The organism is Pseudomonas sp. B21-041 (assembly GCF_024748675.1).
In the GTDB taxonomy this organism is placed as follows: Bacteria; Pseudomonadota; Gammaproteobacteria; order Pseudomonadales; family Pseudomonadaceae; genus Aquipseudomonas; species Aquipseudomonas neuropathica.
On record NZ_CP087175.1, the window covers coordinates 4,103,544 to 4,129,539 of the forward strand.

Annotated in this window: 27 protein-coding genes; 13 read left to right on the top strand and 14 right to left on the bottom strand. The window is 59.0% G+C overall.

The annotated features are described in order from the left end of the window. Window positions 1-14: 14 nt before the first annotated feature. Together LOY43_RS18070 and LOY43_RS18075 are read right to left on the bottom strand one after the other, a co-directional pair. Window positions 15-533, bottom strand: a complete 519-nt coding sequence (locus tag LOY43_RS18070) for a cupin domain-containing protein (protein WP_095124445.1) — start codon at window positions 531-533, stop codon at window positions 15-17. Window positions 534-721: 188 nt separating this feature from the next. Next, window positions 722-1,540: a shikimate 5-dehydrogenase gene (locus tag LOY43_RS18075; RefSeq protein WP_095050831.1), complete on the bottom strand. Its 819-nt coding sequence runs from the start codon at window positions 1,538-1,540 to the stop codon at window positions 722-724. Between the two features lie 256 nt (window positions 1,541-1,796). On the opposite strand from LOY43_RS18075, the gene LOY43_RS18080 reads away from it, so the two are divergent. The 3 genes from LOY43_RS18080 (at window position 1,797) to LOY43_RS18090 (ending at window position 2,862) form a co-directional block, all read left to right on the top strand. Beyond that, window positions 1,797-2,156 (top strand): hypothetical protein, encoded by a 360-nt coding sequence (locus LOY43_RS18080; RefSeq protein ID WP_007917357.1) that lies wholly within the window; start codon window positions 1,797-1,799, stop codon window positions 2,154-2,156. Window positions 2,157-2,386: 230 nt separating this feature from the next. Beyond that, window positions 2,387-2,581 (top strand): hypothetical protein, encoded by a 195-nt coding sequence (locus LOY43_RS18085; protein WP_016984641.1) that lies wholly within the window; start codon window positions 2,387-2,389, stop codon window positions 2,579-2,581. 98 nt (window positions 2,582-2,679) lie between these two features. Then, window positions 2,680-2,862 (top strand): hypothetical protein, encoded by a 183-nt coding sequence (locus tag LOY43_RS18090; protein ID WP_095050832.1) that lies wholly within the window; start codon window positions 2,680-2,682, stop codon window positions 2,860-2,862. On the opposite strand, the gene LOY43_RS18095 is transcribed toward LOY43_RS18090, so the two are convergent. Then, window positions 2,859-3,920: an AI-2E family transporter gene (locus tag LOY43_RS18095; protein ID WP_093434002.1), complete on the bottom strand. Its 1,062-nt coding sequence runs from the start codon at window positions 3,918-3,920 to the stop codon at window positions 2,859-2,861. The genes LOY43_RS18090 and LOY43_RS18095 overlap by 4 nt on opposite strands. Before the next feature lie 225 nt (window positions 3,921-4,145). Between LOY43_RS18095 and yegQ the strand changes: the two genes are divergently transcribed. Beyond that, window positions 4,146-5,477: a tRNA 5-hydroxyuridine modification protein YegQ gene (yegQ, locus tag LOY43_RS18100; protein WP_099756700.1), complete on the top strand. Its 1,332-nt coding sequence runs from the start codon at window positions 4,146-4,148 to the stop codon at window positions 5,475-5,477. Between the two features lie 223 nt (window positions 5,478-5,700). On the opposite strand, the gene LOY43_RS18105 is transcribed toward yegQ, so the two are convergent. Continuing rightward, entirely contained in the window at window positions 5,701-5,934 is a 234-nt protein-coding gene (locus LOY43_RS18105) for a hypothetical protein (RefSeq protein WP_095124442.1), read from the bottom strand. A 92-nt stretch (window positions 5,935-6,026) separates the two neighbouring features. Continuing rightward, entirely contained in the window at window positions 6,027-6,740 is a 714-nt protein-coding gene (locus LOY43_RS18110) for a FadR/GntR family transcriptional regulator (RefSeq protein ID WP_093433993.1), read from the bottom strand. A gap of 345 nt (window positions 6,741-7,085) precedes the next feature. Here LOY43_RS18110 and LOY43_RS18115 point away from each other — a divergent pair, with 345 nt between their 5' ends. Continuing rightward, entirely contained in the window at window positions 7,086-8,432 is a 1,347-nt protein-coding gene (locus LOY43_RS18115; RefSeq protein WP_095124441.1) for an MFS transporter, read from the top strand. Between the two features lie 40 nt (window positions 8,433-8,472). Further along, entirely contained in the window at window positions 8,473-9,816 is a 1,344-nt protein-coding gene (gene gudD, locus LOY43_RS18120) for a glucarate dehydratase (protein WP_258708492.1), read from the top strand. Window positions 9,817-9,944: 128 nt separating this feature from the next. On the opposite strand, the gene LOY43_RS18125 is transcribed toward gudD, so the two are convergent. Further along, window positions 9,945-10,817, bottom strand: a complete 873-nt coding sequence (locus LOY43_RS18125) for a LysR family transcriptional regulator (RefSeq protein ID WP_258708493.1) — start codon at window positions 10,815-10,817, stop codon at window positions 9,945-9,947. A 160-nt stretch (window positions 10,818-10,977) separates the two neighbouring features. Here LOY43_RS18125 and ampC point away from each other — a divergent pair, with 160 nt between their 5' ends. Then, a complete protein-coding gene (gene ampC, locus LOY43_RS18130; RefSeq protein WP_258708494.1) occupies window positions 10,978-12,144 on the top strand; it encodes a class C beta-lactamase in 1,167 nt (388 codons plus the stop codon). Between the two features lie 93 nt (window positions 12,145-12,237). Here the strand turns inward: ampC and LOY43_RS18135 are convergent, their stop codons facing one another. Together LOY43_RS18135 and LOY43_RS18140 are read right to left on the bottom strand one after the other, a co-directional pair. Continuing rightward, window positions 12,238-12,504, bottom strand: coding sequence for a hypothetical protein (locus LOY43_RS18135; RefSeq protein WP_258708495.1), 267 nt, complete (start codon window positions 12,502-12,504; stop codon window positions 12,238-12,240). A gap of 16 nt (window positions 12,505-12,520) precedes the next feature. Next, entirely contained in the window at window positions 12,521-12,811 is a 291-nt protein-coding gene (locus LOY43_RS18140; protein WP_408980808.1) for a DUF6124 family protein, read from the bottom strand. Window positions 12,812-13,270: 459 nt separating this feature from the next. On the opposite strand from LOY43_RS18140, the gene LOY43_RS18145 reads away from it, so the two are divergent. Next, window positions 13,271-14,455 (top strand): AAA family ATPase, encoded by a 1,185-nt coding sequence (locus LOY43_RS18145; protein ID WP_258708497.1) that lies wholly within the window; start codon window positions 13,271-13,273, stop codon window positions 14,453-14,455. A gap of 175 nt (window positions 14,456-14,630) precedes the next feature. Here the strand turns inward: LOY43_RS18145 and LOY43_RS18150 are convergent, their stop codons facing one another. After that, window positions 14,631-15,194 carry a DUF4174 domain-containing protein gene (locus LOY43_RS18150; protein WP_141130124.1) on the bottom strand — a complete coding sequence of 188 codons (564 nt, stop codon included), beginning with the start codon at window positions 15,192-15,194 and terminating at the stop codon, window positions 14,631-14,633. 208 nt (window positions 15,195-15,402) lie between these two features. Here LOY43_RS18150 and LOY43_RS18155 point away from each other — a divergent pair, with 208 nt between their 5' ends. Continuing rightward, window positions 15,403-15,867 carry a GNAT family N-acetyltransferase gene (locus LOY43_RS18155; RefSeq protein WP_258708498.1) on the top strand — a complete coding sequence of 155 codons (465 nt, stop codon included), beginning with the start codon at window positions 15,403-15,405 and terminating at the stop codon, window positions 15,865-15,867. Window positions 15,868-15,978: 111 nt separating this feature from the next. Here LOY43_RS18155 and LOY43_RS18160 read toward each other — a convergent pair whose 3' ends face one another. The 3 genes from LOY43_RS18160 to LOY43_RS18170 form a co-directional block, all read right to left on the bottom strand. Continuing rightward, window positions 15,979-16,764: a sulfite exporter TauE/SafE family protein gene (locus LOY43_RS18160; protein WP_034154648.1), complete on the bottom strand. Its 786-nt coding sequence runs from the start codon at window positions 16,762-16,764 to the stop codon at window positions 15,979-15,981. A gap of 229 nt (window positions 16,765-16,993) precedes the next feature. After that, a complete protein-coding gene (locus tag LOY43_RS18165) occupies window positions 16,994-18,208 on the bottom strand; it encodes an MFS transporter (RefSeq protein ID WP_258708499.1) in 1,215 nt (404 codons plus the stop codon). Between the two features lie 316 nt (window positions 18,209-18,524). Then, window positions 18,525-19,274 (bottom strand): hypothetical protein, encoded by a 750-nt coding sequence (locus LOY43_RS18170; RefSeq protein WP_095051023.1) that lies wholly within the window; start codon window positions 19,272-19,274, stop codon window positions 18,525-18,527. A gap of 344 nt (window positions 19,275-19,618) precedes the next feature. Between LOY43_RS18170 and LOY43_RS18175 the strand changes: the two genes are divergently transcribed. The 3 genes from LOY43_RS18175 (at window position 19,619) to LOY43_RS18185 (ending at window position 22,269) form a co-directional block, all read left to right on the top strand. Continuing rightward, window positions 19,619-20,767, top strand: a complete 1,149-nt coding sequence (locus tag LOY43_RS18175; protein WP_095051022.1) for an aldose epimerase family protein — start codon at window positions 19,619-19,621, stop codon at window positions 20,765-20,767. 184 nt (window positions 20,768-20,951) lie between these two features. After that, window positions 20,952-21,773: an aldo/keto reductase gene (locus LOY43_RS18180; RefSeq protein WP_258708500.1), complete on the top strand. Its 822-nt coding sequence runs from the start codon at window positions 20,952-20,954 to the stop codon at window positions 21,771-21,773. A 25-nt stretch (window positions 21,774-21,798) separates the two neighbouring features. Next, entirely contained in the window at window positions 21,799-22,269 is a 471-nt protein-coding gene (locus LOY43_RS18185; protein WP_095051020.1) for a DUF1810 domain-containing protein, read from the top strand. Here the strand turns inward: LOY43_RS18185 and LOY43_RS18190 are convergent. Continuing rightward, window positions 22,234-24,594, bottom strand: a complete 2,361-nt coding sequence (locus LOY43_RS18190) for a DNA polymerase II (protein WP_177409298.1) — start codon at window positions 24,592-24,594, stop codon at window positions 22,234-22,236. The genes LOY43_RS18185 and LOY43_RS18190 overlap by 36 nt on opposite strands. Window positions 24,595-24,792: 198 nt before the next feature. On the opposite strand from LOY43_RS18190, the gene LOY43_RS18195 reads away from it, so the two are divergent. Beyond that, window positions 24,793-25,233, top strand: a complete 441-nt coding sequence (locus LOY43_RS18195) for a CBS domain-containing protein (protein WP_008084932.1) — start codon at window positions 24,793-24,795, stop codon at window positions 25,231-25,233. A 55-nt stretch (window positions 25,234-25,288) separates the two neighbouring features. On the opposite strand, the gene LOY43_RS18200 is transcribed toward LOY43_RS18195, so the two are convergent. After that, window positions 25,289-25,912 (bottom strand): glutathione S-transferase, encoded by a 624-nt coding sequence (locus tag LOY43_RS18200; protein ID WP_095051018.1) that lies wholly within the window; start codon window positions 25,910-25,912, stop codon window positions 25,289-25,291. Between the last annotated feature and the right edge of the window lie 84 nt (window positions 25,913-25,996).

The window sequence follows — 25,996 nt, forward strand, 5'->3', positions numbered from 1 at the left end:
AAGGGATCTGCGTGTTATTCACCATCCCAGTAATCCACGCCATCCGCCTGCCGTGCCACTGCGACAAAGCCTGAGGCATTGCCCTCAGCATCGACCTTGAAGTTATCCATCACCACGTACTTGTTCGAATCCGGATATTCGCAAATATCGGGCTGCTGCTGGGTGCTCACCGCCAGATAGCGCAATTCGCCCGAGCTGGTATTGATGATCTGATGCGCCTTTTCCGGCCCACCCGGCGGGCAAGCGATCACGTCGCCTTCGCGGATCGGGAAACGCTCGGCGCCCAGACGCACCTCGCCCTCCCCGGCCACCACGTAAAACATCTCTTCGTTGACCCGATGGCTGTGAAACGGGCTGCCGCGCATGCCCGGTGGCAAGGCATACAGGCGATAACCGAGTTTCTGCGAACCCAGTTGCTGGCCAATCCGCGCCATGCGCTGTTGATAGCGCCCGGCGGTTTCGCCTTCCGGGGCCAGGGCTTCGGGCAGGGGTTCGAGTTCGACCTGATGCAGGTTGAGGATGGGCGGATGCATGGGAGCCTCGGTCACGGTTTTTATTGGGAGCAAGTCTGTGCTTGCTGGGGAGGCAGTATAGGCAATGTTCAGATCTGAATCCGTAGTGAGGCCATCGCGAGCAGGCTCACTCCTACAGGGTGAACGCTTTCCAACTGTAGGAGCGAGCCTGCTCGCGAAGAGGCCCGCCCTGCCACCACAACACTCAATCAGCTCCGGGCAAACGCCACCGCCGCCGCAAACTGCTCTTCAGTCGGGCGCACGCCGGTGTACAGGACAAACTGCTCCAGCGCCTGAATCGCAATTACCTCAAGCCCGGTAATGACCTTTTTACCCTCGGCCCGGCCGCGCACGATCAGCGGCGTCTCCGACGGAATCGCGACCACATCAAATACCGTCTCAGCCGCAGCAATAACTTGAGGCTCAAACGCCAACTGCCCCGCTTCCGGTCCGCCATCCATGCCCACCGGGGTCACATTGATCAGCATTTGCGGCCGCTCCTCCCCCAGGTCCGCCTGCCAGCGATAACTCAGCGAATCCGCCAACGCACGCCCTGCCCGCTCATTGCGCGCAACGATCAAACCGTTTTTATAACCACCGTCACGCAGGGCGCTGGCCACCGCCTTGGCCATGCCGCCGCTGCCGCGCAGGGCGAAGGTCGATGCCTTGGGCACCGCGTGGGTTTCCAGTAACTGCGCCACAGCGATGTAATCAGTGTTGAAAGCCTTGAGATGGCCGTGGGTGTTGACGATGGTATTGATCGACTGGATCGCCGCTGCCGATGCATCCAGTTCATCGACCAGCGCAATGCACGCTTCCTTGAACGGCATCGACACGCCGCAACCACGGATGCCCAACGCGCGAATACCGCCCACCGCGCCGGTCAGGTCCTGGCTGCTGAAAGCCTTGTAATAGAAGTTCAGGCCCAACTGCTCATACAAATGGTTATGAAAACGCAGACCGAAGTTACCCGGGCGCCCCGACAGGGACATGCACAATTGGGTGTCTTTGTTCGGGTTCATCTGCATGAAACTTCTCCTTCAAACGCACTTTCGGATAAACGGGATTAGCCAGCCCATCGGCTTCTGAATGATCATAGAGGCCTGTATTAAACGTGTTCCGGGACTATCAAGCGTCACGGTAAAGAAGCCGGTACAGACCTTACACAAAATTTACCCAGCGGCTGTGCTGATTTTCAGAATTTCGCTGTCTTAGAAGTATCCCCGCGACAACTGTGGGCCTGGTGCAGGCCCTGCCGCCGGGTCGAAGAACCGAGGATTTATCATGATTCGTAAACTCCCCATTCTGGCCTTGTTGATTGGCGCACTTGCTGTCACAGGTCAGGCAGAAGCCGGTGGTGGCCACGGCTGGCAAGGCCCTGCGGTGTTTGGCGCGATCGTCGGCTCGGCCATCATCGGCTCGGCGCTGATCAACCAGGATCGGCCGGTATATGTGCAGCAACAGCCAGTTTATGTGCAGCCGCAACCGGTCTACGTGCAGCAGCCGCCACCACCGGTCTACTACCAGCCAGCACCGGTGTATGTGCAGCAGCCGGTGTACATTCAACAGGCCCCCGTCTATTACGGCCCGCCTCGCGGTTATTACGGTCGGCCACATGGCTACTATGGCGGTCCACGCTGGTAACCAAAAAACAAAGCCCTGCTTTTACAGCGGGGCTTTTTTATGACCGTTGGTCGGCCAGCGTCTGAAAAAATCTCGCCAAGGTCGCTGTGAGGACAGTTTCACCGGCTAAAGTCGGCATGATTGTTTGACCGTTGTGTACTTTTCCATAAAACGGTCACTTATTTGTCATGACGGAACCGCAATCTGAATCCGTCCGTAAACAACAGGTTGATAACAACAAGGACGACTGTATGCCAACACAAAACCCGCACCGCATCGTCGGCCTGTGCACCTCCAGCAAGGTGTACAGCGCGCTGACCGAGCTCAAGCACCTGGAAGGCCATCGTTGCGCCAAGTTCCTTTCGCTGCTGGCGGAAAACCTCGTGCACAAAGGTTTGCTCAACGAGCGCGAAGTCATGCACATGCTTGATCAAGTGGTCGACTGAAGCCTCAACGGCATCAATGACCACTATCGAAAGCGTTGATTGTCCGTAGAACCGGCGAATCTCTAAGGTAGCTCCATTGATAGATGGAGGTACTCGTCATGGCTCAGGTTCAAATCATGTCCGTTATCGGCAGCGCCGTCCCCGCTTCGCTCAGGGCCACGGGCCTGCTCGCCTGCTGGTATCTGATGCGTGACGGCGAAGCGATCAGCGGCCCGCTGACTTCCTTGCCTGCTGCGCAGGCACTGTCGCAGAAGATCGTCAGCGCGCCGTTTCACGCTTAAGGCAGTTGCACTTTGGGCTTGGTCTCGGCGAACAGCGCCCAGCTCGACATGAACAATGCCGCGATCAGCGGCCCGATCACAAAGCCGTTGAGACCGAAGACTGCCAGGCCGCCAAGGGTCGAGATCAGAATCATGTAGTCGGGCATTTTGGTGTCCTTGCCCACCAGAATCGGCCGCAGCACGTTGTCCACCAAACCGATCACGAAGACCCCGAACAAGCCCAACACCACGCCCTGCCAGATCATCCCGCTGAGCAGGAAATACACCGCCACCGGCGCCCAGACAATCCCCGCGCCGACCGCTGGCAGCAACGACAAAAACCCCATCAACACTGCCCACAGCAGCGCGCTGGGGATGTCGAGAAACCAGAAAATCGCCCCGCCCAATGCGCCCTGCGTCACCGCGACCACCAGATTGCCCTTCACCGTCGCGCGTACCACGCGGTTGAATTTCAACTGCAAGCGCCGCTTGTGGCCTTCCTCCAGTGGCACGGCGGTGCGCACCTTGCGCGCCAGTTCGGCGCCGTCACGCAGAAAGAAAAACAGCAGATACAGCATGATGAAAAAACTCACCACGAATTCGAATGTGCCCTGGCCAAAACTGAACGCCTGACTGGCCAGCACCTGGCTGCCCTGCATCGCCGATTTGACGATTTTCTCGCGCAGGCCATTGAGCTCGCCCATGCCGAAACGGTCGAGCAAATGCTGAAAGTATGGCGGCAGGCTGTGCTTGAATTGCGCCAGATACGCAGCGATGTCCAGTTCGCCGCTTTCGATGTTCTTGTAGACCGCCGCGCCTTCCTGCACCAGCAGCACACTGAGGATGATCACCGGCAGAATCGCGATCACCAGGCAGACCGACAAAGTACACAGGGACGTCAGGTTGCGCTGCCAGCCGAATTTCGCCTGCAGCCGGCGTTGCATCGGCGCAAACACAATGCCGAGAATCACCGCCCAGAACACCGCGCCGTAGAACGGCAAGAGGATCCAGATAAACGCCACCGTGACCAGCAACAGCAGCACGGTGAGGGATTTGAATTGAAGGCTTTTTTCGTTCATGTCCGATCCATGTCAGTCAGGCGTCATGCACGCCCCGATGCTTAGTCAACCGCGGCCTGCACGAGTGCCATCTTTATTCATGGAGCATAGTTGCGGATCAGCGTTAGCCGCTTATCGAGCTCGTTCACCCACAACAAAACGCGCTCAGTGCAAAGCGTAGATCCAGATCAATAAGCCGCGCCCGAATCCGCCTTACCCTGCCGCGCTTTTGCGACCGACACCGCCATGATCCCTACCCTCGCCGCCCCCGAACTGCTCGCCCCCGCTGGCACCCTGAAAAACATGCGTTACGCCTTCGCTTACGGCGCCGATGCGGTCTACGCCGGCCAGCCGCGTTACAGTCTGCGGGTGCGCAACAACGAGTTCGATCACGCCAATCTGGCGCTGGGGATTCGTGAAGCGCAGGCGCAAGGCAAACGCTTTTACGTGGTGGTCAACATCGCCCCGCACAACGCCAAGTTGAAGACCTTCCTCAAGGATCTGGCACCGGTCATCGACATGGCCCCCGACGCACTGATCATGTCCGACCCGGGATTGATCATGCTCGTGCGACGACATTTCCCGCAGATGCCGATTCACCTGTCGGTGCAGGCCAATACGGTGAACTGGGCGAGCGTCGAGTTCTGGCAGCAGATGGGTTTGAGCCGGATCATCCTGTCGCGAGAATTGTCGCTGGAGGAAATCGGCGAAATCCGTGAGCAGGTGCCGGGCATGGAACTGGAAGTGTTCGTCCACGGCGCGCTGTGCATGGCCTATTCCGGGCGCTGTCTGTTGTCGGGTTACATGAATAAGCGCGATGCCAATCAGGGCACCTGCACCAATGCTTGTCGCTGGAAATACTCAGCGCAAGAGGCCACCGAAAACCAGCTCGGCGAGATCGTCCAGACCTTCCAGCCAGAGCCAACGCTGGGGCTGGGCACGCCCACCGATCAGGTGTTCCTGCTGCAGGAAGCCAATCGCCCCGATGAATTGATGCCAGCGTTCGAGGACGAACACGGCACTTACATCATGAACGCCAAGGACCTGCGCGCGGTGCAGCACGTCGAACGCTTGACGCGCATGGGCGTGCATTCCCTGAAAATCGAAGGCCGGACCAAATCGCACTTCTATTGCGCGCGCACCACCCAGGTGTATCGCCGCGCGATTGATGATGCGGTGGCCGGGCGTGAATTTGATCGCAGCCTGATGACGGATCTGGAATCACTCGCACAGCGTGGCTACACCGAAGGATTTCTGCGTCGGCATGTGCATGACGAGTACCAGAATTATCAACACGGCAGTTCGGTGTCGGAGCGTCAGCAGTTCGTTGGCGAGTTGACCGGCGAGCGGCGTGGGCGGTTGGCAGAGGTCAAGGTGAAGAACCGCTTTGCCTTGGGTGATCATCTGGAGTTGATGACGCCGAAGGGCAATTTCCATTTTGATCTGCATGAGTTGCAGAACGCTAAAGAAGAAGCGATCGAGGTGGCACCGGGGGATGGGCACACGGTGTATCTGCCGATTCCGGATGCGGTGGATTTGCGGTTTGGGTTGTTGATGCGGGATCTGCGTGATGCCTGAGAAGACCCTCACCCTAGCCCTAGCCCTCTCCCAGAGGGAGAGGGGACTGATTGGGGGATATTGGAGAAGTTCACCGACCTGAAATTACGTCGGTGAATCCATAACCGACACTTAATCAAGAACATTGGACTTGGCCGAATCCATAATCGACTCGATCGTTCAGCTTGGCTGAATCCATAATCGCTCGCGATGAGGCCAGCAAACTCAACATAAAAACCAAGTCTCAGCGCCGATCATCCGACAACGGCGTCGGCTCATCCGCCGGCGGCACACCCTCATCGTCCGCTCCCGGATCTTTCCAATCATCCGGCCGGTCGGCGTCACTCAATGGATCGCGCCCCGGGGGCATTCCCATCGGTGAGTCGTGATCAGCCAGTGTCGGTTCATCGGTACCGGGCAGCGGCCGGGTCGAATCGGTGGGCAGCACGCCACCCTGAAACAGCAAATCGTTAGCCATGACGCACCTCACTCAGGAGGTCCGGAGTACCCGGGCCGTACAACTTGGAATCAGCCCTTTGCACGGCGTGCTATCGAACAGACCAACGGCCATCAACCCCGCGCGGAAAACCGGTCGCGGCTGTTGGTCAGATGCAGCCACATGGCCGCGCGCGCGGCGTCCGCATCCTGACGCTTGATCGCATTCAGAATCGCCTCGTGCTCCAGATGAGCCAGTTGCCCAAGTTTGCTCAGATCCGCCGCACCGCGCTCGGCGGCGTTGAGCCGGTGACGCGGAATCATCGCGCTGCCCAGGTGCTGCATGATCTCGCTGAAGCAAACATTGCCGGTGGCCTCGGCAATCAGCAGATGAAAGCGCCGATCCGCTTCGACGCAACTGTCGTTGTTGTCCAGCAGACGCTGATAGTCATCCAGCGCCTGGCGCATCTGCAGCACTTGCGCCTCCGTGCGCCGCTGCGCCGCCAGCGCCGCCGCTTGGGTTTCCAGACCCAGACGCAGTTCGAGAATGCTGCGCACACCGAGCGCCGTGTCGACATTGAGGCGTAAGCCCTGCTCCGCAACACGCTCGATGACAAAGGTGCCGATGCCGTGGCGCGTCTCCACCAGCCCGGAGGCCTGCAACTTGGAAATCGCCTCGCGCACCACCGTGCGGCTGACACCGTGTTCCTGAACGATGGAATTCTCTGACGGCAGCTTGTCGCCGGGCGACAGTTGGCCGAGCAGGATGCTTTGCGTGAGCTTCTCCACCAGGTCATGGGCGAGGTTGTGCGCACGTTTACGGGCGGGAGCGTCGAGGTCTTCTTGCATGATCGGTTCCGGTGATCGGGGCTTGTGGATCGTAGCATCCTGCGGGGATGACGAAATTGAGTCTAGCGGCTCAACTTGTATGACAACACTCAAATAAACGGAAATACCTTCAAACACTCCTGACAAACAGAACCGTGTCTCCCTGGGGGTGACGCGATGTTCTACGCCTTAAAAAACCCAGCAAACATTGGTCATTAACGCAAAAAAGCATAAAAAACCGGCATCCCAGAGAAAAATAATCGGCCAACCCTACTTGTAGGACAAAATTTCTCAGTTGTATGATGTCTAGCAACAACGCAGCACCTGCCCTACCCCGCATAAAAATAATCAGTGGGAGAAAACCAAGTGAAAACCTCCGTCTCCGGGATGAACGAGGGCGTCGATTCGACACTCGCGTCCGCCATCTCGAAAGTGAAACGCCACGTCCTGCCGCTTTTCGTGATCATGTTCATCGTCAATTACATTGACCGGGTGAACATCGGTTTCGTCCGCACTCACATGGAACATGACCTCGGTATTGGTGCCGCCGCTTATGGCTTCGGCGCCGGTCTGTTCTTCATCGGTTACGCGCTGTTCGAAGTCCCCTCCAACATGCTGCTGCAGAAAGTCGGCGCACGCATCTGGCTGACCCGCATCATGTTCACTTGGGGTCTGGTCGCCGCCGGTATGGCGTTCATCCAGAACGAAACCCACTTCTATGTACTGCGCTTTTTGCTCGGCGTGGCCGAGGCAGGGTTCTTTCCCGGGGTGATCTACTACTTCACCCGCTGGCTGCCCGGCGCCGAACGCGGCAAGGCGATTGCGATCTTCCTCAGCGGCTCCGCCGTGGCCTCGTTGATCTCCGGCCCGTTGTCCGGTCTGCTCCTGCAAATCAACGGACTGGGCATGCACGGCTGGCAATGGATGTACTTCATTGAAGGGATGTTCTCGGTGGGACTATGCGTGTTCGTCTGGTTCTGGCTCGACGCCAAACCCCACGACGCGAAATGGCTGACCCGCGCCGAACAGGATGCATTGGTCAACGCCATCGATGCTGAACAGAAGGCCCGCGAAGCCGCGACGCCAATCCGGCCATCGATGGGCAAGCTGCTCAAGGACCGCCAGATCATTCTGTTCTGCCTGATCTACTTCTTCATTCAACTGACGATCTACGCGGCAACCTTCTGGCTGCCGAGCATCATCAAGAAAATGGGCGAGATGAGCGACTTCCAGGTCGGCCTGTTCAACTCGATTCCGTGGTTGCTGTCGATCATCGGCATGTACGCTTTCGCCTCGTTCTCGGCCAAGTGGAAACACCAACAGGCGTGGGTCGCCACCGCCCTGTTGATCGCCGCTGCGGGGATGTTCATGTCCACCACCGGCGGGCCAATCTTCGCTTTCGTCGCGATCTGTTTTGCCGCGCTGGGTTTCAAATCCGCTTCGTCGCTGTTCTGGCCGATTCCGCAGGCGTATCTGGATGCACGCATCGCGGCGGCGGTGATCGCGTTGATCAACTCGGTCGGCAACCTCGGCGGCTTCGTCGCGCCGACCACTTTCGGCCTGCTCGAAGAACACACCGGCTCGATTCAGGGCGGCCTCTATGGCCTGGCCGCGACCTCGATCATTGCCGCGATCATCGTCTTCTTCGCGCGCACCACGCCGAAACCTGCGGCTGACATTGCCGTCGCCGATGCCGTGCCAAAGCACGCCTGACGTCCATTTTTAAAGATTGCGAATAAGAAGGATAAAAACCATGACCGCACACGACACCGCCAAAGCCCCGATCATCACCGACATGCAAGTCATCCCGGTGGCCGGCCACGACGGCATGCTGCTCAATCTGAGCGGCGCTCACGGGCCGTTTTTCACCCGCAATATCGTCATCCTCAAGGACAACGCCGGCCACACCGGCGTCGGAGAAGTGCCAGGTGGCGAGCGTATTCGCCAGACCCTGGAAGACGCGCGCAGCCTGGTGGTCGGCAGCCCGATCGGCACGTATCAGAAGATCCTCAATGAAGTGCGCCAGACCTTCGCCGACCGCGATGCTGGCGGTCGTGGTCTGCAGACTTTTGACCTGCGCATCACCATCCACGCAGTGACGGGCCTCGAAGCCGCGCTGCTCGATCTGCTCGGTCAGCATCTCGATATACCGGTGGCGGCGCTGCTCGGCGAAGGTCAGCAACGTGATGAAGTGAAGATGCTCGGTTATCTGTTTTACGTTGGCGATCAGCGCGAAACCGACCTCGCCTATCGCAGCGAACCGGACGCCGACAATGACTGGTTCCGCGTGCGTCACGAGAAGGCCATGAGCGCCGAAGCCGTGGTGCGCCTCGCCGAAGCTGCCCACGTGAAGTACGGTTTCAAGGACTTCAAGCTCAAGGGCGGCGTGCTCAGTGGCGATGCGGAAATTGAAGCGGTGACGGCGCTGGCCGAACGTTTTCCTGATGCGCGGATTACCCTCGATCCGAACGGCGCTTGGTCACTGAAAGAAGCCATTCGCTTGTGCCGCGATCAGCATCAGGTGCTCGCCTATGCCGAAGACCCGTGCGGTGCGGAAAACGGTTATTCCGGTCGAGAGGTTATGGCCGAGTTTCGTCGTGCCACGGGGCTGAAAACCGCCACTAACATGATCGCCACTGACTGGCGTGAAATGGGTCATGCGATCCAGTTGCAGTCGGTAGACATTCCGCTGGCTGACCCGCATTTCTGGACGATGCAAGGTTCGGTGCGCGTGGCGCAGATGTGCCATGAATGGGGTCTGACCTGGGGTTCGCATTCCAACAACCACTTCGATATCTCGCTGGCGATGTTCACCCATGTCGCTGCCGCCGCACCGGGCGAGATCACCGCGATCGACACCCACTGGATCTGGCAGGACGGCCAGCGGTTGACCAAGGCGCCGCTGCAAATCGTCGATGGTCTGGTGCAGGTGCCGAAGAAGCCGGGGCTGGGTGTCGAGCTGGACATGGACCAGGTGGCCAAGGCCCACGAGCTGTATAAAGGCATGGGCCTCGGCGCGCGGGATGACAGCGTGGCGATGCAGTTTTTGATTCCGGGCTGGAAGTTCGATAACAAGCGGCCGTGTCTGGTGCGCTGAACCTGATCTCCAATCCACCACGGTCCCTGTAGGAGTGAGCCTGCTCGCGATAGCGGTGTGTCAGTTGATATCAATGTTGACTGAGACACCGCTATCGCGAGCAGGCTCACTCCTACAAGGGTTTTGCATTAACCAGAGATTTGCAGCAGCCAGGTTTTGAACGCTGTCATCGCCGTCGTTTCAGGGCGCGACTGCAACCGCGTCAACCAATAACTCCCCGTCGTAATCTCGATCGCAAACGGCTGACAAATCGCCTCCGCCGCCAGTTGCCGGGCGAACATCAGCGGCGGCGCCAATGCCACCCCACCGCCCTGCAAAGCCGCCTCCATCATCGCCAGCGACGAGTCGAAAACGATGCTTTGCGGCGGTGCCGCTTGAGTCGCCAACCCGGCAGCCTGAAACCACTCCGGCCATTCATCCGTACGATAGGAGCGCAGCAGCGTCTGTTGCAGCAAATCCCCCGGCGATTGCAATTGCCGAGCGATCTCCGGCACGCACAACACCGACAGCGGTGCCTCGAGCAAACGCGTCGCCTCAATGCCATGCCACGCCCCGGCACCGAAGCGAATGGCGTAATCCAAACCCTCAGCGGCGACATCCACGCGATTGTTGTTGGTCGACAGCCGCAAATCTATGAGCGGATGTTTCGCCCGGAAGTCCGCCAGCCTCGGCAATAGCCACCCTACGGCGAACGTACCCACCGCGCCAACGGTCAACATTTCGCGATACTGTCCGCCAGCGAGGCGTTCCAGAATCTGCGCGATGTGATCGAACGAGGTGCTCAGCACCGGCAGCAAGGTTTCACCCTCACTGGTCAGCATCAGCCCACGGGGCAGGCGTTTGAACAGGGTGACGTTGAGTTGCGCCTCAAGGCTTTTCACCTGATGGCTGACCGCCGCTTGGGTGACGCACAGCTCCACGGCCGCGCGAGTGAAACTCAAATGACGCGCGGACGCTTCAAAGGCACGCAGTGCGTTGAGCGGCAATTGCGGTCGAATCATGCCCAGTCCCAAATTTTTCTAATGGCTCGTGCGAGTTTTCGTCGTTTGTAGATTAGGGTCGCGCTGAATAAATTGGCGGCGCGGATCAGTCGCCAAACACAGAAATCGCCCGCAGTGTAGCGGGATAACGTCATCAACACTCATGGAGAGTGGTTCATTCATGTCATCCATTCAATCGAGCAAAGTCATTTCCTGCGCCGCTTTCGGTCTGCTCTTCGGCACCAGTGCCTGCTTCGCCGCCGTGCCCGACGATGCGCAACTGTCAGCGCTGGTCAACGCAGCGGTGACGCCGGTGATGCAGCAACAGAACGTTCCCGGCCTCACCGTAGCGCTGACCATCAACGGCAAGGCGCATTACTTTAACTACGGCGTCGCCAGCAAAGACACCGGACAAAAAGTCAGCGAAAACACCTTGTTCGAAATCGGCTCGGTGAGCAAAACCTTCACCGCCACCCTCGCCGGTTACGCCCTGGCGACCGGTAAACTCGACCTGTCGACCAAGGCCAGCCAGCTCTGGCCTGATCTGAAAGGCAGCACCTTCGACAACATCAGTGTGCTGCAACTGGGCACCTACAGTGCCGGCGGTTTGCCGCTGCAATTCCCGGACAATGCGGATTCGTCCGACAAGATGCTCGGCTATTTCCAGCAGTGGAAACCGGTGTATCCCGCCGGCAGCCATCGCCAGTATTCAAATCCAAGCCTTGGGTTGTTCGGTTATCTGGCCGCGAAAAGCCTCGGCCAGCCGTTTGACCAAGCAATGACGCAAACCCTGCTGCCGAAACTCGGTTTGCAGCACACCTACCTCAGCGTGCCGGCCGCGCAAATGGACCTGTATGCCCAGGGCTATGACAAAAACGGCAAACCGGTGCGCGTCACGCCCGGTGCGCTGGATTCGCAGGCCTACGGGGTGAAAACCAGCGCGGTGGACATGCTGCGTTACGTGCAGGCCAACCTGAAACCTGAAACGCTGGAAGCGGTACTGCAAAAAACCATCGCCAATACCCACACCGGTTATTACACGGTTGGCGACATGACCCAAGGCCTGGGTTGGGAAATGTACCGCTACCCGATCAGTCTCGAGCGTTTGCTCGCCGGCAACTCGACGGAAATGGCCATGGAGGCGCACAAGGTGCAGTGGCTGAATCCGCCGCAACCGCAACCGGAAGATGTGTTGATAAACAAGACCGGCTCGACGGGTGGCTTCGGGACTTACGTGGCGTTTGTGCCGAGCAAGGATATTGGCATTGTGATCATGGCGAACAAGAACTTCCCGATTCCTGAGCGGGTGAAAATCGCCCATACAATTCTTAGCGCTGTTGCTGACTGAAAATCAAAAGATCGCAGCCTGCGGCAGCTCCTACATCGACCGAGTGAAAAACCCGATCCTGTAGGAGCTGCAGCAGGCTGCGATCTTTTGTCTTTAAAGCTGCGCCTGCAACTTCCAGCCGATGACATCCATCAAGTCGCAACTGTCACGCAACGGAATCGCCATCACCCTGGCGAAATCCTGCAGCAGCAAAGCGTCTTGGCCCTTGCCATCCCCCAGCGCCAGTGTCTCCATAAGTTGCGTGACACAACGCAAACGGTAAGCCGCTGTGCCGTGCAGCACATCCACCGGTGCTTCGCTGTCGATCAGCAGAGCGGGAATCTTGCAGTCGATCCCGGTCAGCGGAATGTATCGCGCCATGTTTTAACCTCCCTGTTCAATGCTGCGTCGCCGCCGGTGGATCGAGATTGTCCAGCGCACGGTTGACCAGCAACTCGCCGAGCACCGCCAACTGCTGAATCGACAGGGCGAGACTGCGCGCTGAACCTTGCAGTTCAGCGGCCAGGTCGGTGGTCAGGACATTGAGTGAAGCGAGAGTTTCGCAAGCGTGGCAGAGCAGCGTGGGCGTATCGATATCGGGGAGGATGGTGAAGAGGTGGCTGATGGGATCGGGGTGATGCGGGTTGCGTAAGCGGGGGTTGTTGGCGTCGAAGGATCCTGAATCCATGGGGGATTCGGGAGGGTTTGGCGTGTGCTTTTTCATAAGTAAATGACCTCGATACATGGAAGAAAAAACTGCCAAACTCACTTCCACGAGAGGGTGGCAGCTTTGCGCAGGTGTGGAAGTCCGGGGAGGTCGAGGGACCCGGTGCACTCGAGAGTGCTCCTGCGCATAGCTGCCATAAGCAAACAATGTTGGCATAAAAACCACCAACATGTGTTCACAGGCGCACATGCGCTCACGACCAACACCGGACTTCCACACCCGACCACTGTGTTTTGCAGCGGCCAAAGAAGACTATCCCTCCTCTCCCAACCCCACCAGTTCACCACCGCCGCCGCGACTTGCAGGAAAAATCCACGGGGGTTGAAGGGGGTTTGTGTCAGACATTTCCGCCGGCACATGCTGCAACGACTTTGGATTAGCGAATGAATTTGTTGTATCTACACTGCATCGAGTCAATCTTTGGACGAGGATGCCATCGGGCAAAGAAACAGTCATTTGAAGGGCGCAGTGATGGAAATAAAAAGTTTGAAACTTACGGATGTCGGACACTTTGGAGACATGGATATTCAGTTTGCCCCTACCCTGACACACCGCTCGAACATCACGGTGCTGGTGGGAAACAACGGCAGCGGAAAAACCACCATTCTGAAATCCCTGAATATTTGTCTGAGCTGGCTGATCGCAAAAATTCGCTCCAATAAAGGCAATGGCAAATACCTTGTCGATGAAGACATTCGCAATGGCGCCTCAGGAGCCGTCCTTTCGATTGGCATCACCGACATTTCGCACCCGCGCGCAGCTGACAGTGATGCGGGTTCCGAAAACGAACTATTCGTATGGGGCGCAGCCCGAAGTCGCCAGGAAGGTGCAGTCTCGGACCGTGGATATTTAAACGAAGTCAGACTGCTTGCAGACCACTACCGCACTCAACTCACCGCCGACGATAGCGCCTCACTCCCGCTGATCGCTTATTACCCAGCCGAACGTTGCGTTCTCGACATCCCGCTGAAGATCACCAGCAAACAAGCCTCTGATCAACTCGACGGCTACGACACCAGCTTCAACGGTGGCGCCGACTTTCGCGGTTTTTTCGAATGGTTTCGTGAACGTGAGGACAGCGAAAACGAAGGCGGGATTTCCGATACCGCACTGGCCGAAATGGCGGAAAAATTCGGTACTGACAGCGACGTATGGAAAACCCTGGCCAATGTGAAAGCCTCCACTCGCGATCGCCAATTGACTGCCGTTCGTTCGGCTCTCACTGCGTTCATGCCGGATTTCACTAACCTGCGCGTACAACGCAAACCACATCTGCATATGGCCGTCGACAAACATGGCGCGACATTCAATGTCACTCAGCTCTCGCTTGGCGAAAAGTCGATGATTGCGTTGGTGGGTGACATGGCCAGGCGTCTGGCGATGATGAACCCGTCGATGGACAACCCGCTGCACGGCGACGGCATTGTTCTGATCGACGAGGTGGAATTGCGCATGGATCCGCAATGGCAGCTCGGTCTGATTGCACAGTTAAGTACGACCTTTCCCAATTGCCAGTTCGTGTTGACCACGCATTCTCCACTGGTCGTAGGTGATACCAAAGGTGTGCTGGTTTACCTGCTTGATGAGGGCGATAGCCGTGGGTAGACAAGTTGTTGCGAGGGCATCGTGCCAGCAACTATGCAGGTAACGGAATAAACATTGTAGGAGTGACCCTGCTCGCGATAGCGGTGTATCAGTCAACGCTGATGGTGACTGATACACCGCTATCGCGAGCAGGCTCACTCCTACAGGGGACGCGTTTTATTCAGTGAGTATGCAATCAGTCATCCGGCATTTCCGGTGGCTTGGCTGGTTTCGCAGGCTTGGCGGGTTTGGCGTTCTTCGCGCCTTTTGCTGGTTCCGGCGTAGCAGCAACCGGCGCCTGAGCCGCAGCGGCCGCTTCCTTCTCAGCCATCGGCATGGCATCGATGGTGTCGAAAATTTTCTTCAGATCCACCGCTTTCGCTTCATCCCCCGACGCCGAGAGTTTGGTCTCGCCGTCCTTGCCCACCAGGAACACTTTCGGATACGCCCCGGCGCCCAGCTTCAGCGAGCGCAGCAGCGCCATGGTGTCTTGCTGGCCCATGTCCTTGCCGTCTAGCTGGCCGGACATGTTGAGGATGGTGTAAACCTTGATGTTGCGGTCGGTGACGCCCTTTTTGTTGGCGGGATCCTCAAGCGACTTTTTCAGGGCTACCCACACGGGGTCGACGGTGCTTTGTGCGATCACGATCAGCGGTCGGGCGCGGCCCATGTCCCCGGCGATGGGCGAATCGTTGTCAGCGGCGAACAAGGGGCCGGCAATCGCCAGCAAGAGTGTCAGGGTCAATGACCTGATGAGCATGCGCATCTCCTTTTGATATCCACGCTCTAATGATTGCGCATCGTGGCGATTGTTCCGGGACAACCCGGCAAATATCTTCCGCCTAGTCAGAAGCTTAGGACAGGCGCGACATTGCGCAACATATCCGAGGTGATCGCAACGCGGATTTGATTACCTTTTATGACCGCATTAGGGTGGTAGTTCTGCCCATGAAATGGAGTTCACCCGCATGCACATCGATTACCTGTGCGATCACCCCGAATTGATCGAAGAACTGGCCACGCTCAACTTCAAGGAGTGGGGCGAGTTTCGCCCCGGGCAAACCGTCGAACACCGCATCGAACACATGCGCGAATCCTGCGGCAAAGGCGCAGTGCCCAGCGTGGTGGTGGCGCTTGAAGGTTCACGTTTGCTGGGCGGCGCGCTGCTGATCGAAAGCGATCTGAAGCTGCGCCCGAACCTGACGCCATGGCTGGCGGGGGTTTATGTGAAGGCTGAGGAGCGCGGTCGCGGGATTGCTTCGCAACTGGTCGATCGAGTGGTTGCAGAAGCGGCGGCGCTAGGCGTGCTCGAGTTGTATCTGTACACCGACACGTCGCAGTCGCTGTATGCGCGACTGGGTTGGGAAGTGGTTGAAGAGCTGGTCTACGACGATTTGCCAGTGACGGTGATGAAATACGCCACCCGCCAGTAAGAACACCCGTAGGAGCTGCCGAAGGCTGCGATCTTTTGATCTTTAAAAACAACATCAAGAGATCGCAGCCTGCGGCAGCTCCTACATGAGACCGTATTTGGCGGGGCCAGATCAGAACGCCAGTTTGTAGCCGATCAGCACCAGCATCGTCGCCAGGCACGGGCGCAGCACTTCATCGGAGATGCGTCCGGTCAGGTGGCTGCCGAGCCAGATGCCTGGCAGAGAACCCACCAGCAAAAAGCCCAGCACGCCCCAATCCATGTTGCCCATGCTCGCGTGGCCGAGGCCTGCGACCAGGGTCAGCGGCACGGCGTGGGCGATTTCGGTGCCGACCAGACGCCGGGTCGGCAGCAGCGGATAGAGGATGAACAGCGCGACAGTGCCGAGGGCGCCGGCACCGATCGAGGTCAGGGCGACCATGGTGCCGAGGATCAGACCGGTGATCACAGTCATCACGTTCAGGCGTGAACCGCTCGGGTTGTAGTTGCCGCCGGCGCGTTTGTGGGCGAAGTCGAGCAAGCGTTTCTTGAAGAAGATCGCCAGCGCCGTGGCGAACAGGACGAAGCCCAATGCCTGTTTGATGATGGCGTTCATCGCGTCCGGCGCGGTGTGCAGGGTGCTGAGGAACCACAAGGTCATAGCCACCGCCGGCACGCTGCCGAGGGTCAGCCAACCGGTGATGGCCCAGTCGATGTTCTTGTTTTTGCGATGGACGAGTACGCCACTGGATTTGGTAATGGCGGCGTACAGCAGGTCAGTGCCCACCGCCGTTGCCGGGTTGATGCCGAACCACAGCAGGATCGGCGTCATCAACGAACCACCGCCGACACCGGTCATGCCGACAATAAAACCCACCACCAGCCCGGCAATCACCAGGCCGAAATTTGCCAATTCCATTAAACCGTCCAGAAAAACGACAGGAAAAATCTGGCCCGCAGCATAGCGATTTTTCTTATAACCACATATATCGATGCGGTCTATCGTTATGCCATATCGACCTCACCATCGCTTTACTGTAGGAGTGAGCCTGCTCGCGATAGCGGTGTTTCAGTCACTGAGTTCGTCACTGATAGACCGCTATCGCGAGCAGGCTCACTCCTACAGGGGATTTTTGGTGAGCCTTAGATCAGTGCACCCTTCGGCCAGGTTTGAAGCTGTGGTTTTTGTTGGCCCACACCGTGGCCAGCGCAATCAGCGACAGAATCAGCAACGCCCACGGAAACGACATCGCCCCCGCCCGATCCAGCAACAACCCGCCAAACAACCCGCCCCCGGCAATCGCCACGTTCCAAGAGGTGGTGAGCATCGCCTGCACCACATCGACGTGATCACCTGCCGAGTCCGCCGCCGAGGTCAGCAGCAACGTGGCCGAACCGCCAAACGACAATCCCCACACCGCCATGCAGGCATAAATGATCAGCGGCGACGACGCTGCCAACGCCAGAACCAGCGCCGTCAGCGCAAACACCGCAAGGCTGATCAACGTCAGCCAGCGCAGCCAGCGATCCACCAGCATGCCGATGATCCAGATCCCCACCAGCGAACACAGGCCAAATACCAGCAGCACCAAATCGACCCGATCGGCGAGCCCGGCCTGCATCAGAAACGGTGCAATGTAGGTGTAGAGAATGTTGTGCCCGAGCATCCACGTCAGCACCACAAACAACACGGGCCGCACGCCCGGCAGGCGCATCGATTCGAGCAGCGGCAGACGCTCGTCACTGGCCTGCCCCGGACGATCCGGCACGGCGATCACGATCCACGCGGCCAGCACCAGAGCCAGCGCCGACATGATCCCGAACGACGCACGCCAGCCGATCAAATTGCCCAGCCACGTCCCCGCCGGCGTGCCCAGTGACAGCGCCACCGGGGTGCCAAGCATGGCAATCGCCAGTGCTCGACCCTGTTGATGCACCGGCACAATGCCGCGCGCATACCCAGCCATGATCCCCCACGACAGCCCCGCCGCCATCCCGGCGAGAAACCGCGAAGCCAAGGTCAGACCGTAATGGCTGGAGAACGTGGTGACGGTGTTGAACAGCAGAAACCCGCCGACCGTCATCAATAAAACCCGGCGTCGCGGCCAGCCGCGTGTGGCGACGGTCAGCGGAATCGCCGCGACAATCGAACCCAGTGCATACAGCGTCACCAGTTGCCCGGCGAGTACTTCACTGACGTTGAGCCCGGCGCCGATTTGCGGCAGCAGCCCGGCGGGCAGGGTCTCGGTGAGAATGGCGATGAACCCGGTCATGGCGAACGCCAGCAACGCGGCATAGGGTAGTTTGTCCGCACGGGCGGTGCGGTCGACGCGGCTGAAATCGGCGCTTGCAGGGTCGGTCATGACGGGAGCGGCTCCATTTTGATCAATAGCGGCGTCGGATTGTATACAAAAAATAGGCGCACCATTTGATCAATGTGGGAGCGAGCCTGCTCGCGAATGAGGTGGACCAGTCAACTCTTCAGCGCCTGAAGGAACGCTTTCGCGAGCAGGCTCGCTCCCACATTGGATCTCTGCCCACCACAAAAACTTGTGGGAGCTGGCTTGCCAGCGATGAGGCCAGGCCAGGCAACATAGTTTTGCCTGACCCACCGCCATCGCTGGCAAGCCAGCTCCCACAGGTTTTGTGCTGCATTGATGATCACCGCCCCAACCGAACTCACTGCACCGGCAAGAAATTCAGGAACAACAAACTCTGCGCGTAGTTAAGGCCGATCCGCCGATAACGCTCATCAAGCATCTGCGTGATCAGGTCCAGCCGCGCGACGATTTTGCCGAACTCGGTGGCGAAGCTCAGGTTGCTGCCCTCCTCCGAGATCTCATTGGAAAACAGCAGCGGCTGCCCTTCCTTGTTCTGCCGCTGGGACAAGATCCACGTGGCTTTTTCGATATTGCGTGCAGCGTTGTGAACGAACGTCGGGTTGATCGCATCGGTCATGTAGAACTCAGTGCGATTGCCATGGGCGGTGACCAGCATGCTGCCGATGGCATAGATGAACGCGCCGACACGGTCGCCGAGAAACTCCGGACTCATCGCATAGCTGAGCGCCGCCAAATCTTTTCGACCGCCAAGCACCGGCAACGGCTGTTGCTGCTCCACGGCCATCCGCACCTGCTTCACAGCGGCATGGATGTTGAGAAACCCTGACTTGCGCAGCTCGTCCGGGTTGCGCAGGTACAGCTTGGCTTGCAAGCGATAGAGGCTGCTGAGGTTGTCGCGCATCGCCAACGTGGCCATGCGGTCGACGCTGGTCTGCAGGAACTCCTGCGGCTTCCCTTCACGCATCTGATTGAAGAAACCATTGCCGTCCTGGTGACTGCAACCGCTGAACAGCAGCGACGACAAACAGGCCAGCAACAGGCACGGGCGGCGGAAAAAAGCGGCGATCAGGGCAAAAGCTCTCGGCATGAAATCTCGAACAGGCACATTCCTGTGCGGCGGGAGTCACCGCATCCTGGCCATGGATAGAGCCGCCGATTGCGAAAAAGTGCAGTGGTGCGCACGACCAGCCGACCTTCGGCAATGTCTGCCCAACCAATTAGTCTGTCTTTATTGTTGAAATAAACGATCAATCAACTATAAATCTTCACTGCACACACAAATAGCATGACTAGTTATCCTGTAGGAGCTGCCGAAGGCTGCGATCTTTTGACGTTGGGGTTTAGAAGCAAGATCAAAAGATCGCAGCCTTCGGCAGCTCCTACACGGCATCGGCGCCATTTTGAAAACAACAACAAAAAGGAAGGTCAACCATGCTTCAATCCCGTCACCTGCTCTCCGGCCTCGGACTGTCCCTGATGATCGCCACCCTCTCCGCCAACGCGGCCGGCCTCAGCGCCGAACACAAAGCTTTCGGCAAAACCAATGACGGCACGCCCGTCGAGCAATACATCCTGCGCAACAGCCACGGCATGCAAGCCACCGTCATCACCTACGGCGCGACCCTGCAATCGCTGAAAGTCGCCGACAAGCACGGCAAGTTCGACGACGTCGTGCTCGGCTTCGATGATGTCCAGGGTTACCAGAAAGGCACCGCCTACTTCGGCGCAACCATCGGCCGCTTCGGCAATCGCCTCGCCGAAGGTGCCTTCGAACTCGACGGCAAGCGCTATCAAGTGCCGCAGAACGATAAGACCAACGCGCTGCACGGCGGCCCGCAGGGCTTCGACAAGAAAGTCTGGAAAGCCCAGGAAACCAAGGACAAGGACTCCGTCGGCGTGACCCTGACCTATCTGTCGGCGGACGGCGAAATGGGTTTCCCCGGCAACCTCACCACCGAGGTGACCTATCGCCTCACCGACAACAACGAGCTGCGCATCGACTACAAGGCCAGCACCGACAAACCGACCGTGCTCAACCTGACCAACCACAGCTATTTCAACCTCGCCGGCGCCGGCAATGGCGACATCCTCAAACAGGTCGCCACCCTGCACGCCAGCCATTACACCCCGGTCACCGCCAAACTGATCCCGACCGGCGAACTGGCACCCGTGGCGGGCACGCCGATGGACTTCAGCAAACCGACGGAGATCGGCACGCACATCAAAGCGGATCATCCGCAGCTAAAATTCGCTGAGCCGAAACAGGGTGGGTTTGATTTCAACTGGGCGCTGGATACCAAGGGCGATATCGGCAAAGTTGCTACTGAGGTGAGTGACCCGCAGTCCGGTCGTGTGCTGCAGTTGTTCACCACGGAGCCGGGTGTGCAGTTCTATACCAGCAACTTCCTCGACGGCACCGTCAAGGGCAAGGGTGGCAAGGTCTATCCGCACTGGGGCGCGTTTACCCTGGAGACTCAGCACTATCCGGATTCACCGAATCAACCGGACTTCCCGAGTACTCGGCTTGATCCGGGGCAGGCTTACAGCCACAGCGTGGTGTTGAAGTTCTCCGCAAAATAACTCGCCCCGCCGTACCTGATCGTTCCCACGCGCAGCAAAGGAATGCCTCAAGGGACGCTCCGCGTTCCAGCTCGCGAAGGGACGCGGAGCGTCCCGGGCTGCATTCCCACGCAGAGCGTGGGAACGATCTGGTCTATCCTGCTGCCCACTAAAAGGTATCGACACATTCAGCAAGGAGGTTTGCATGCGTACCCTCGAACTGGCCGGCGTCCAGGTTCCAATCATTGGCCAAGGCACCTGGCGCATGGGTGAAGACCGCTCGGCGCACAAGCGTGAAGTGGCGGCGCTGCGCACGGGGATCGAGCTGGGCATGACCCTGATCGACACGGCGGAAATGTACGCCGAGGGCGGCGCCGAAAGCGTGGTTGGCGAAGCCATTGCCGGTCTGCGCGATCAGGTGTTTCTGGTGAGCAAGGTCTACCCGCACAACGCCAGCCGCAAAGGCATCCCGCAGGCCTGCGAGCGCAGTCTGCGGCGGCTCGACACCGATTACATCGACCTCTATCTGTTGCATTGGCGCGGCCAGTATCCGCTGGAAGAAACCGTCGAAGCCTTTGAACGCCTGTGCGAGGACGGCAAGATCGGCCGTTGGGGCGTGTCGAATTTCGATGTCGACGATCTCGAAGAACTCTCCAGTTCGGTCTGCGCGACCAATCAGGTGCTCTACAACCTCGAAGAGCGCGGTATTGAATTCGATCTGCTGCCGTGGTGCCAACACCAGCGCATGCCGCTGATGGCTTACTGCCCGATTGGCCAAGGCGGCGCGATGCTGGCTGAACCGCTGCTGAATGAGATTGCCGCTCGTCATGGCGTAACCCCCGCACAGGTTTCGCTGGCGTGGATTCTGCGTCAGGATGGTGTGATTGCGATTCCCAAGGCTGTGCGACCGGAACACGTGCAATTCAATGCACAAGCCGCGCAACTGCAACTGGAGGCCGGGGATCTGGCGGCGCTGGACCAGGTTTTTAAAGCGCCACAACGCAAGCAGCGGCTGGCCATGGTCTGAGCCGCCGACTGGCGAGGGCTTCGCGATGAGAAGCACAGATCAGTATGACCCGTTCAACCTGCAACGTTTTGTCCAGGCCCAGGACCCGGTGTTCGAGCGCGTGCAACGCGAACTTGATGAGGGCCGCAAACGCAGCCACTGGATGTGGTTTGTCTTTCCGCAGTTCGCCGGCCTGGGCGGCAGTGAAATGTCCCGGCGCTTCGCCATCGGTTCAGCCGAGGAAGCCCGGGCCTATCTGGCCCACGAGCTGCTCGGCGCGCGCCTGCGTACCTGCACGCAGTTAGTGCTGAAGGTGAAACAGCGCTCGATCGCGGAGATTTTCGGCCATCCCGATGACCTGAAGTTTCATTCCTCGATGACCCTGTTCGCCCAGTTTGCCGCTGAAGACAGCGTGTTCACTCAAGCGCTGGAGCGCTATTTTCACGGCATTCTCGATGAATGGACGCTGCAATTGCTCGACTCAAAACAGGCCCAGTTGCCCCCCGATCAGGGTTGAGAAATCGTCGTCGACAAACGGCAGAATCGCATCCGCCACCGGTTGCAGTTGCCGTGTGATGTAGTGGTCGTAGTCGATGGCGGCGCGGCGCACTTCCAAAGGCTCCGGGCCGGCCAGGGTGATGACGTAGCTGATCCAGCCGCCGTTCTGGTATTGCCGTGGGCGCCCGTGCTGGGCGTTGTAGTCGTCGGCCAGCCGCGCCGCACGCACATGCGGCGGTACGTTGCGTTCGTAATCGTCGAGGGTGCGGCGCAGGCGTTTGCGGTACACCAGCCGATCATCGAATTCGCCGGCAAGGGTTTTGCGCACATAGTCGCGCACGTAATCCTGATAGGGCTTGCGCTGGAAAATCCGCTCGTAGAGTTCCTGCTGAAATTGCCGGGCCAGCAGCGACCAATCGGTGCGCACGGTTTCCAGACCTTTGTAGACCATTTCATCGCTGCCGTCGGCGCGGGTGACGAGGCCGGCGTAGCGTTTCTTGCTGCCCTCCTCGGCACCGCGAATGGTCGGCATCAGGAAGCGTTTGTAGTGAATTTCGAATTGCAGTTCGAGGGCGCTTTCCAGTCCGTACTCCTCCCGCACATGTTCGCGCCACCAATCGTTGACGTGCTTGACCAGTGCATGACCGATGTTCGCCGCCTCTTCCTGCCCGTGCGGACGACGCAGCCAGACGAAGGTCGAATCGGTGTCGCCGTAAATCACCGCGTGGCCCTGCTCTTCAATCAACTTGCGCGTGCGCAGCATGATCTCGTGACCACGCAAGGTGATCGATGAAGCCAGCCGCGTATCGAAGAAGCGACAACCGCTGGAGCCGAGCACGCCGTAGAAGGCGTTCATGATGATTTTCAGCGCTTGCGACAACGGTGCGTTGTGCTCACGCTTGGCGGTCTCACGCCCCTCGGCGACACGTGAGACGATCGCTGGCAGGCAATGGCGAGTACGCGAGAAACGCGCGCCACGGAAACCCGGCACGGAATCGGCGTCATCCGGGTGTTGCAGGCCTTCGATCAGGCCCACCGGGTCGATCAGAAAGGTGCGTATGATCGACGGATACAGGCTCTTGTAATCGAGCACCAGCACCGATTCATACAGGCCCGGTTGTGAGTCCATGACGAAGCCGCCGGGGCTGGCCTGCGGGGGATTGGTGCCGAGGTTCGGCGCGACAAACCCCTGACGATGCATCAACGGCATGTACAGATGCGTGAACGCCGCCACCGAGCCGCCGCTGCGATCGGCCGGCAGCCCGGTGACGCTGGCGCGTTCGAGCAAAAAGGTCAGCAATTCAGTCTTGGCGAAGATCCGCGTGACCAGTTCGCAGTCCTTGAGGTTGTACTTGGCCAGCGCCGGTTTGTCCTCGGCGAACATGCGGTTGATTTCGTCCATGCGCTGGTACGGGTTGTCGATGGACTTGCCTTCGCCGAGCAGGGTCTGCGCGACGTTTTCCAGACTGAACGACGGGAAGCTCCAGGTCGCTGAACGCAGCGACTCGATGCCATCGATGATCAGCCGCCCCGCCGCCGAGGCGAAGTAGTGATTACGGCTGCCATGTTCGCGCCATTGCATCTCTTCGCCGCCACGGCCGATCTTCAGCGGCACGCCGAGGCGCCGTGCGTGTTCGTGGAGGATGCGCAAATCGAACTGCACAACGTTCCAGCCAATGATCGCGTCGGGATCGTGGCGGGCGAACCAGTCGTTGAGCTTCTTCAGAATGATGGTGCGCGAGTCGCAGTATTCGAGGTCGAAATCGACGATGCTGTCGTCGCCATTCGGCGCGCCAAGCATGTACACCTGACGCTCGCCACAGCCTTCGAGCGCGATGGAGTACAGCTCGCCGGTTTCTGTAGTCTCGATGTCCAGCGAGACCAGGCGCAGCTTCGGTCGGTAATCGGGGTCAGGTTTGAGCTGGGCGTTGAGCAACACGCCGTCGGCATCGGGCGTGCCGCTGAACTGCACCGGCGCAGTGATGAAGCGCTCCATCAGGTAGCGTTCCGGCGGGCGTACATCGGCTTCGTAGACGTCGACCCCATTGCGGTTGAGCGCGGTTTCCAGGCGCATCAATTGGCCGTGTTGCTGGCAATACAGACCGAGCACCGGGCGATGCTCGAAATCCTGCAGGGCCAGCAGGCGCAGTTCGACATTCTTCTCGCCATGCAGCAGGCGTTCGGCCGCTTCGCGCTGCTCAGCGGGGATAAACGCCACCGACGGCTGATGCGGCAAACGCACACGACGGGGCCCGGCGTCAGTCGCCAGCCAGAACTCGACTTCGGTGCCGGCCGGGGTATCGCGCCAATGCCGGGTCAGGACGAAGCCCTGCGGTAAATCCACCACTGCAACCTCAGGAATTGAATCAGAGGGGCATTCTACGCGGCATTGCGTGGGATGACCCTGGCGATAAATCGGCGTCAACCACGGAAAAAACCGGCGAATGACGTTTTTTGCGTGTTATCTGCCGCTTTGCCACCTTGCCCTGCGCGCTTGCGTCTACGATGCTTGGAGAACAACGACAACACCTGAGTAACCACCATGAAGACCGTCGCCCAACTGCTCAAGCTCAAAGATCAGAAAAATCAGGAAGTGCACCAGATCAAGCCTGATCACATGGTGCTCGAAGCGCTGATGAAGATGGCCGAGAAAAACGTCGGCGCCTTGCTGGTGGTCGAAGACGATAAGGTGGTCGGCATCATCAGTGAACGCGATTACGCACGCAAACTGGTGCTGCATGGCCGCTCATCCGTGGGCACGCCGGTGCGCGACATCATGGTGGCGAACGTGATCACCGTCGACACCCACCAAACTGTCGACACCTGCCTGGGCATCATGTCGGACAAACGCCTGCGGCACTTGCCAGTGGTGGAGAACGGCAAGTTGATCGGCTTGCTGTCGATCGGTGACCTGGTCAAGGAAGCGATTGCCGAACAGGCAGAGCTGATCAAGCAACTGGAGCAGTACATCCGCGGGGAATAATCCCCGTCCTCCTCATGATCGTTCCCACGCTCCGCGTGGGAACGATCATCGTCGGTCAGGACGGCCAATGCCGGGCGAAGACCGGTGCCAGCACCGGATGCCGGTCAATCCGCTGCAGCCACGCATAAAACCCCGGTCGCGTCTGGCGCAAATGCTCGCGACTGCCCGCCCAGCGTGTCACCACCGCCGCCAGCACATCTAACGCCCCCGGCGTTTCGTCATCCAGATACAGCTCGGCGGAAAACTGGTCGGCAAACACCTCCCAACTCCAGTGCAAACGCTCGCGCGCGCCGGCGACCAGATTCTGCCGCGAGGCTTCGTCGGGCATCAGCAGCCAGCGCTCCGGATAATCGATGACGCCGATCGCCGCGTAGCAGTTGCTGACGATGTAGACCAGACCGCGAATCGCCTGATCACGATCCTCTGCTTTGGCAGGCAGCAAAGCGGACTTGGGAAACGTCAGCCCCAAGTGAATCAGGATCGCCGCGCTCTCGGTGATGGCGCCGCCATCGGGCAGTTGCAAGGTCGGTATCTGCTTGAGCGGATTGAGCTGCGCCAACGCCTCGGCAGCTTCGGTGCTGGCTTCGACATCAATGAAACGGTAAGCGATCTGGCACAGCTCCAGCGCCGCTTCGATGGCCGCCGCGCCTGAATTTCTGTGCCCATAGAGCTGGTACATATCCAATCCCCCCGAAAAGACCATTGCCACAGGGTAGATGGCTGTAGCGTGGATGTAGAAATAATCTGCCTGTGTATCGGCTTT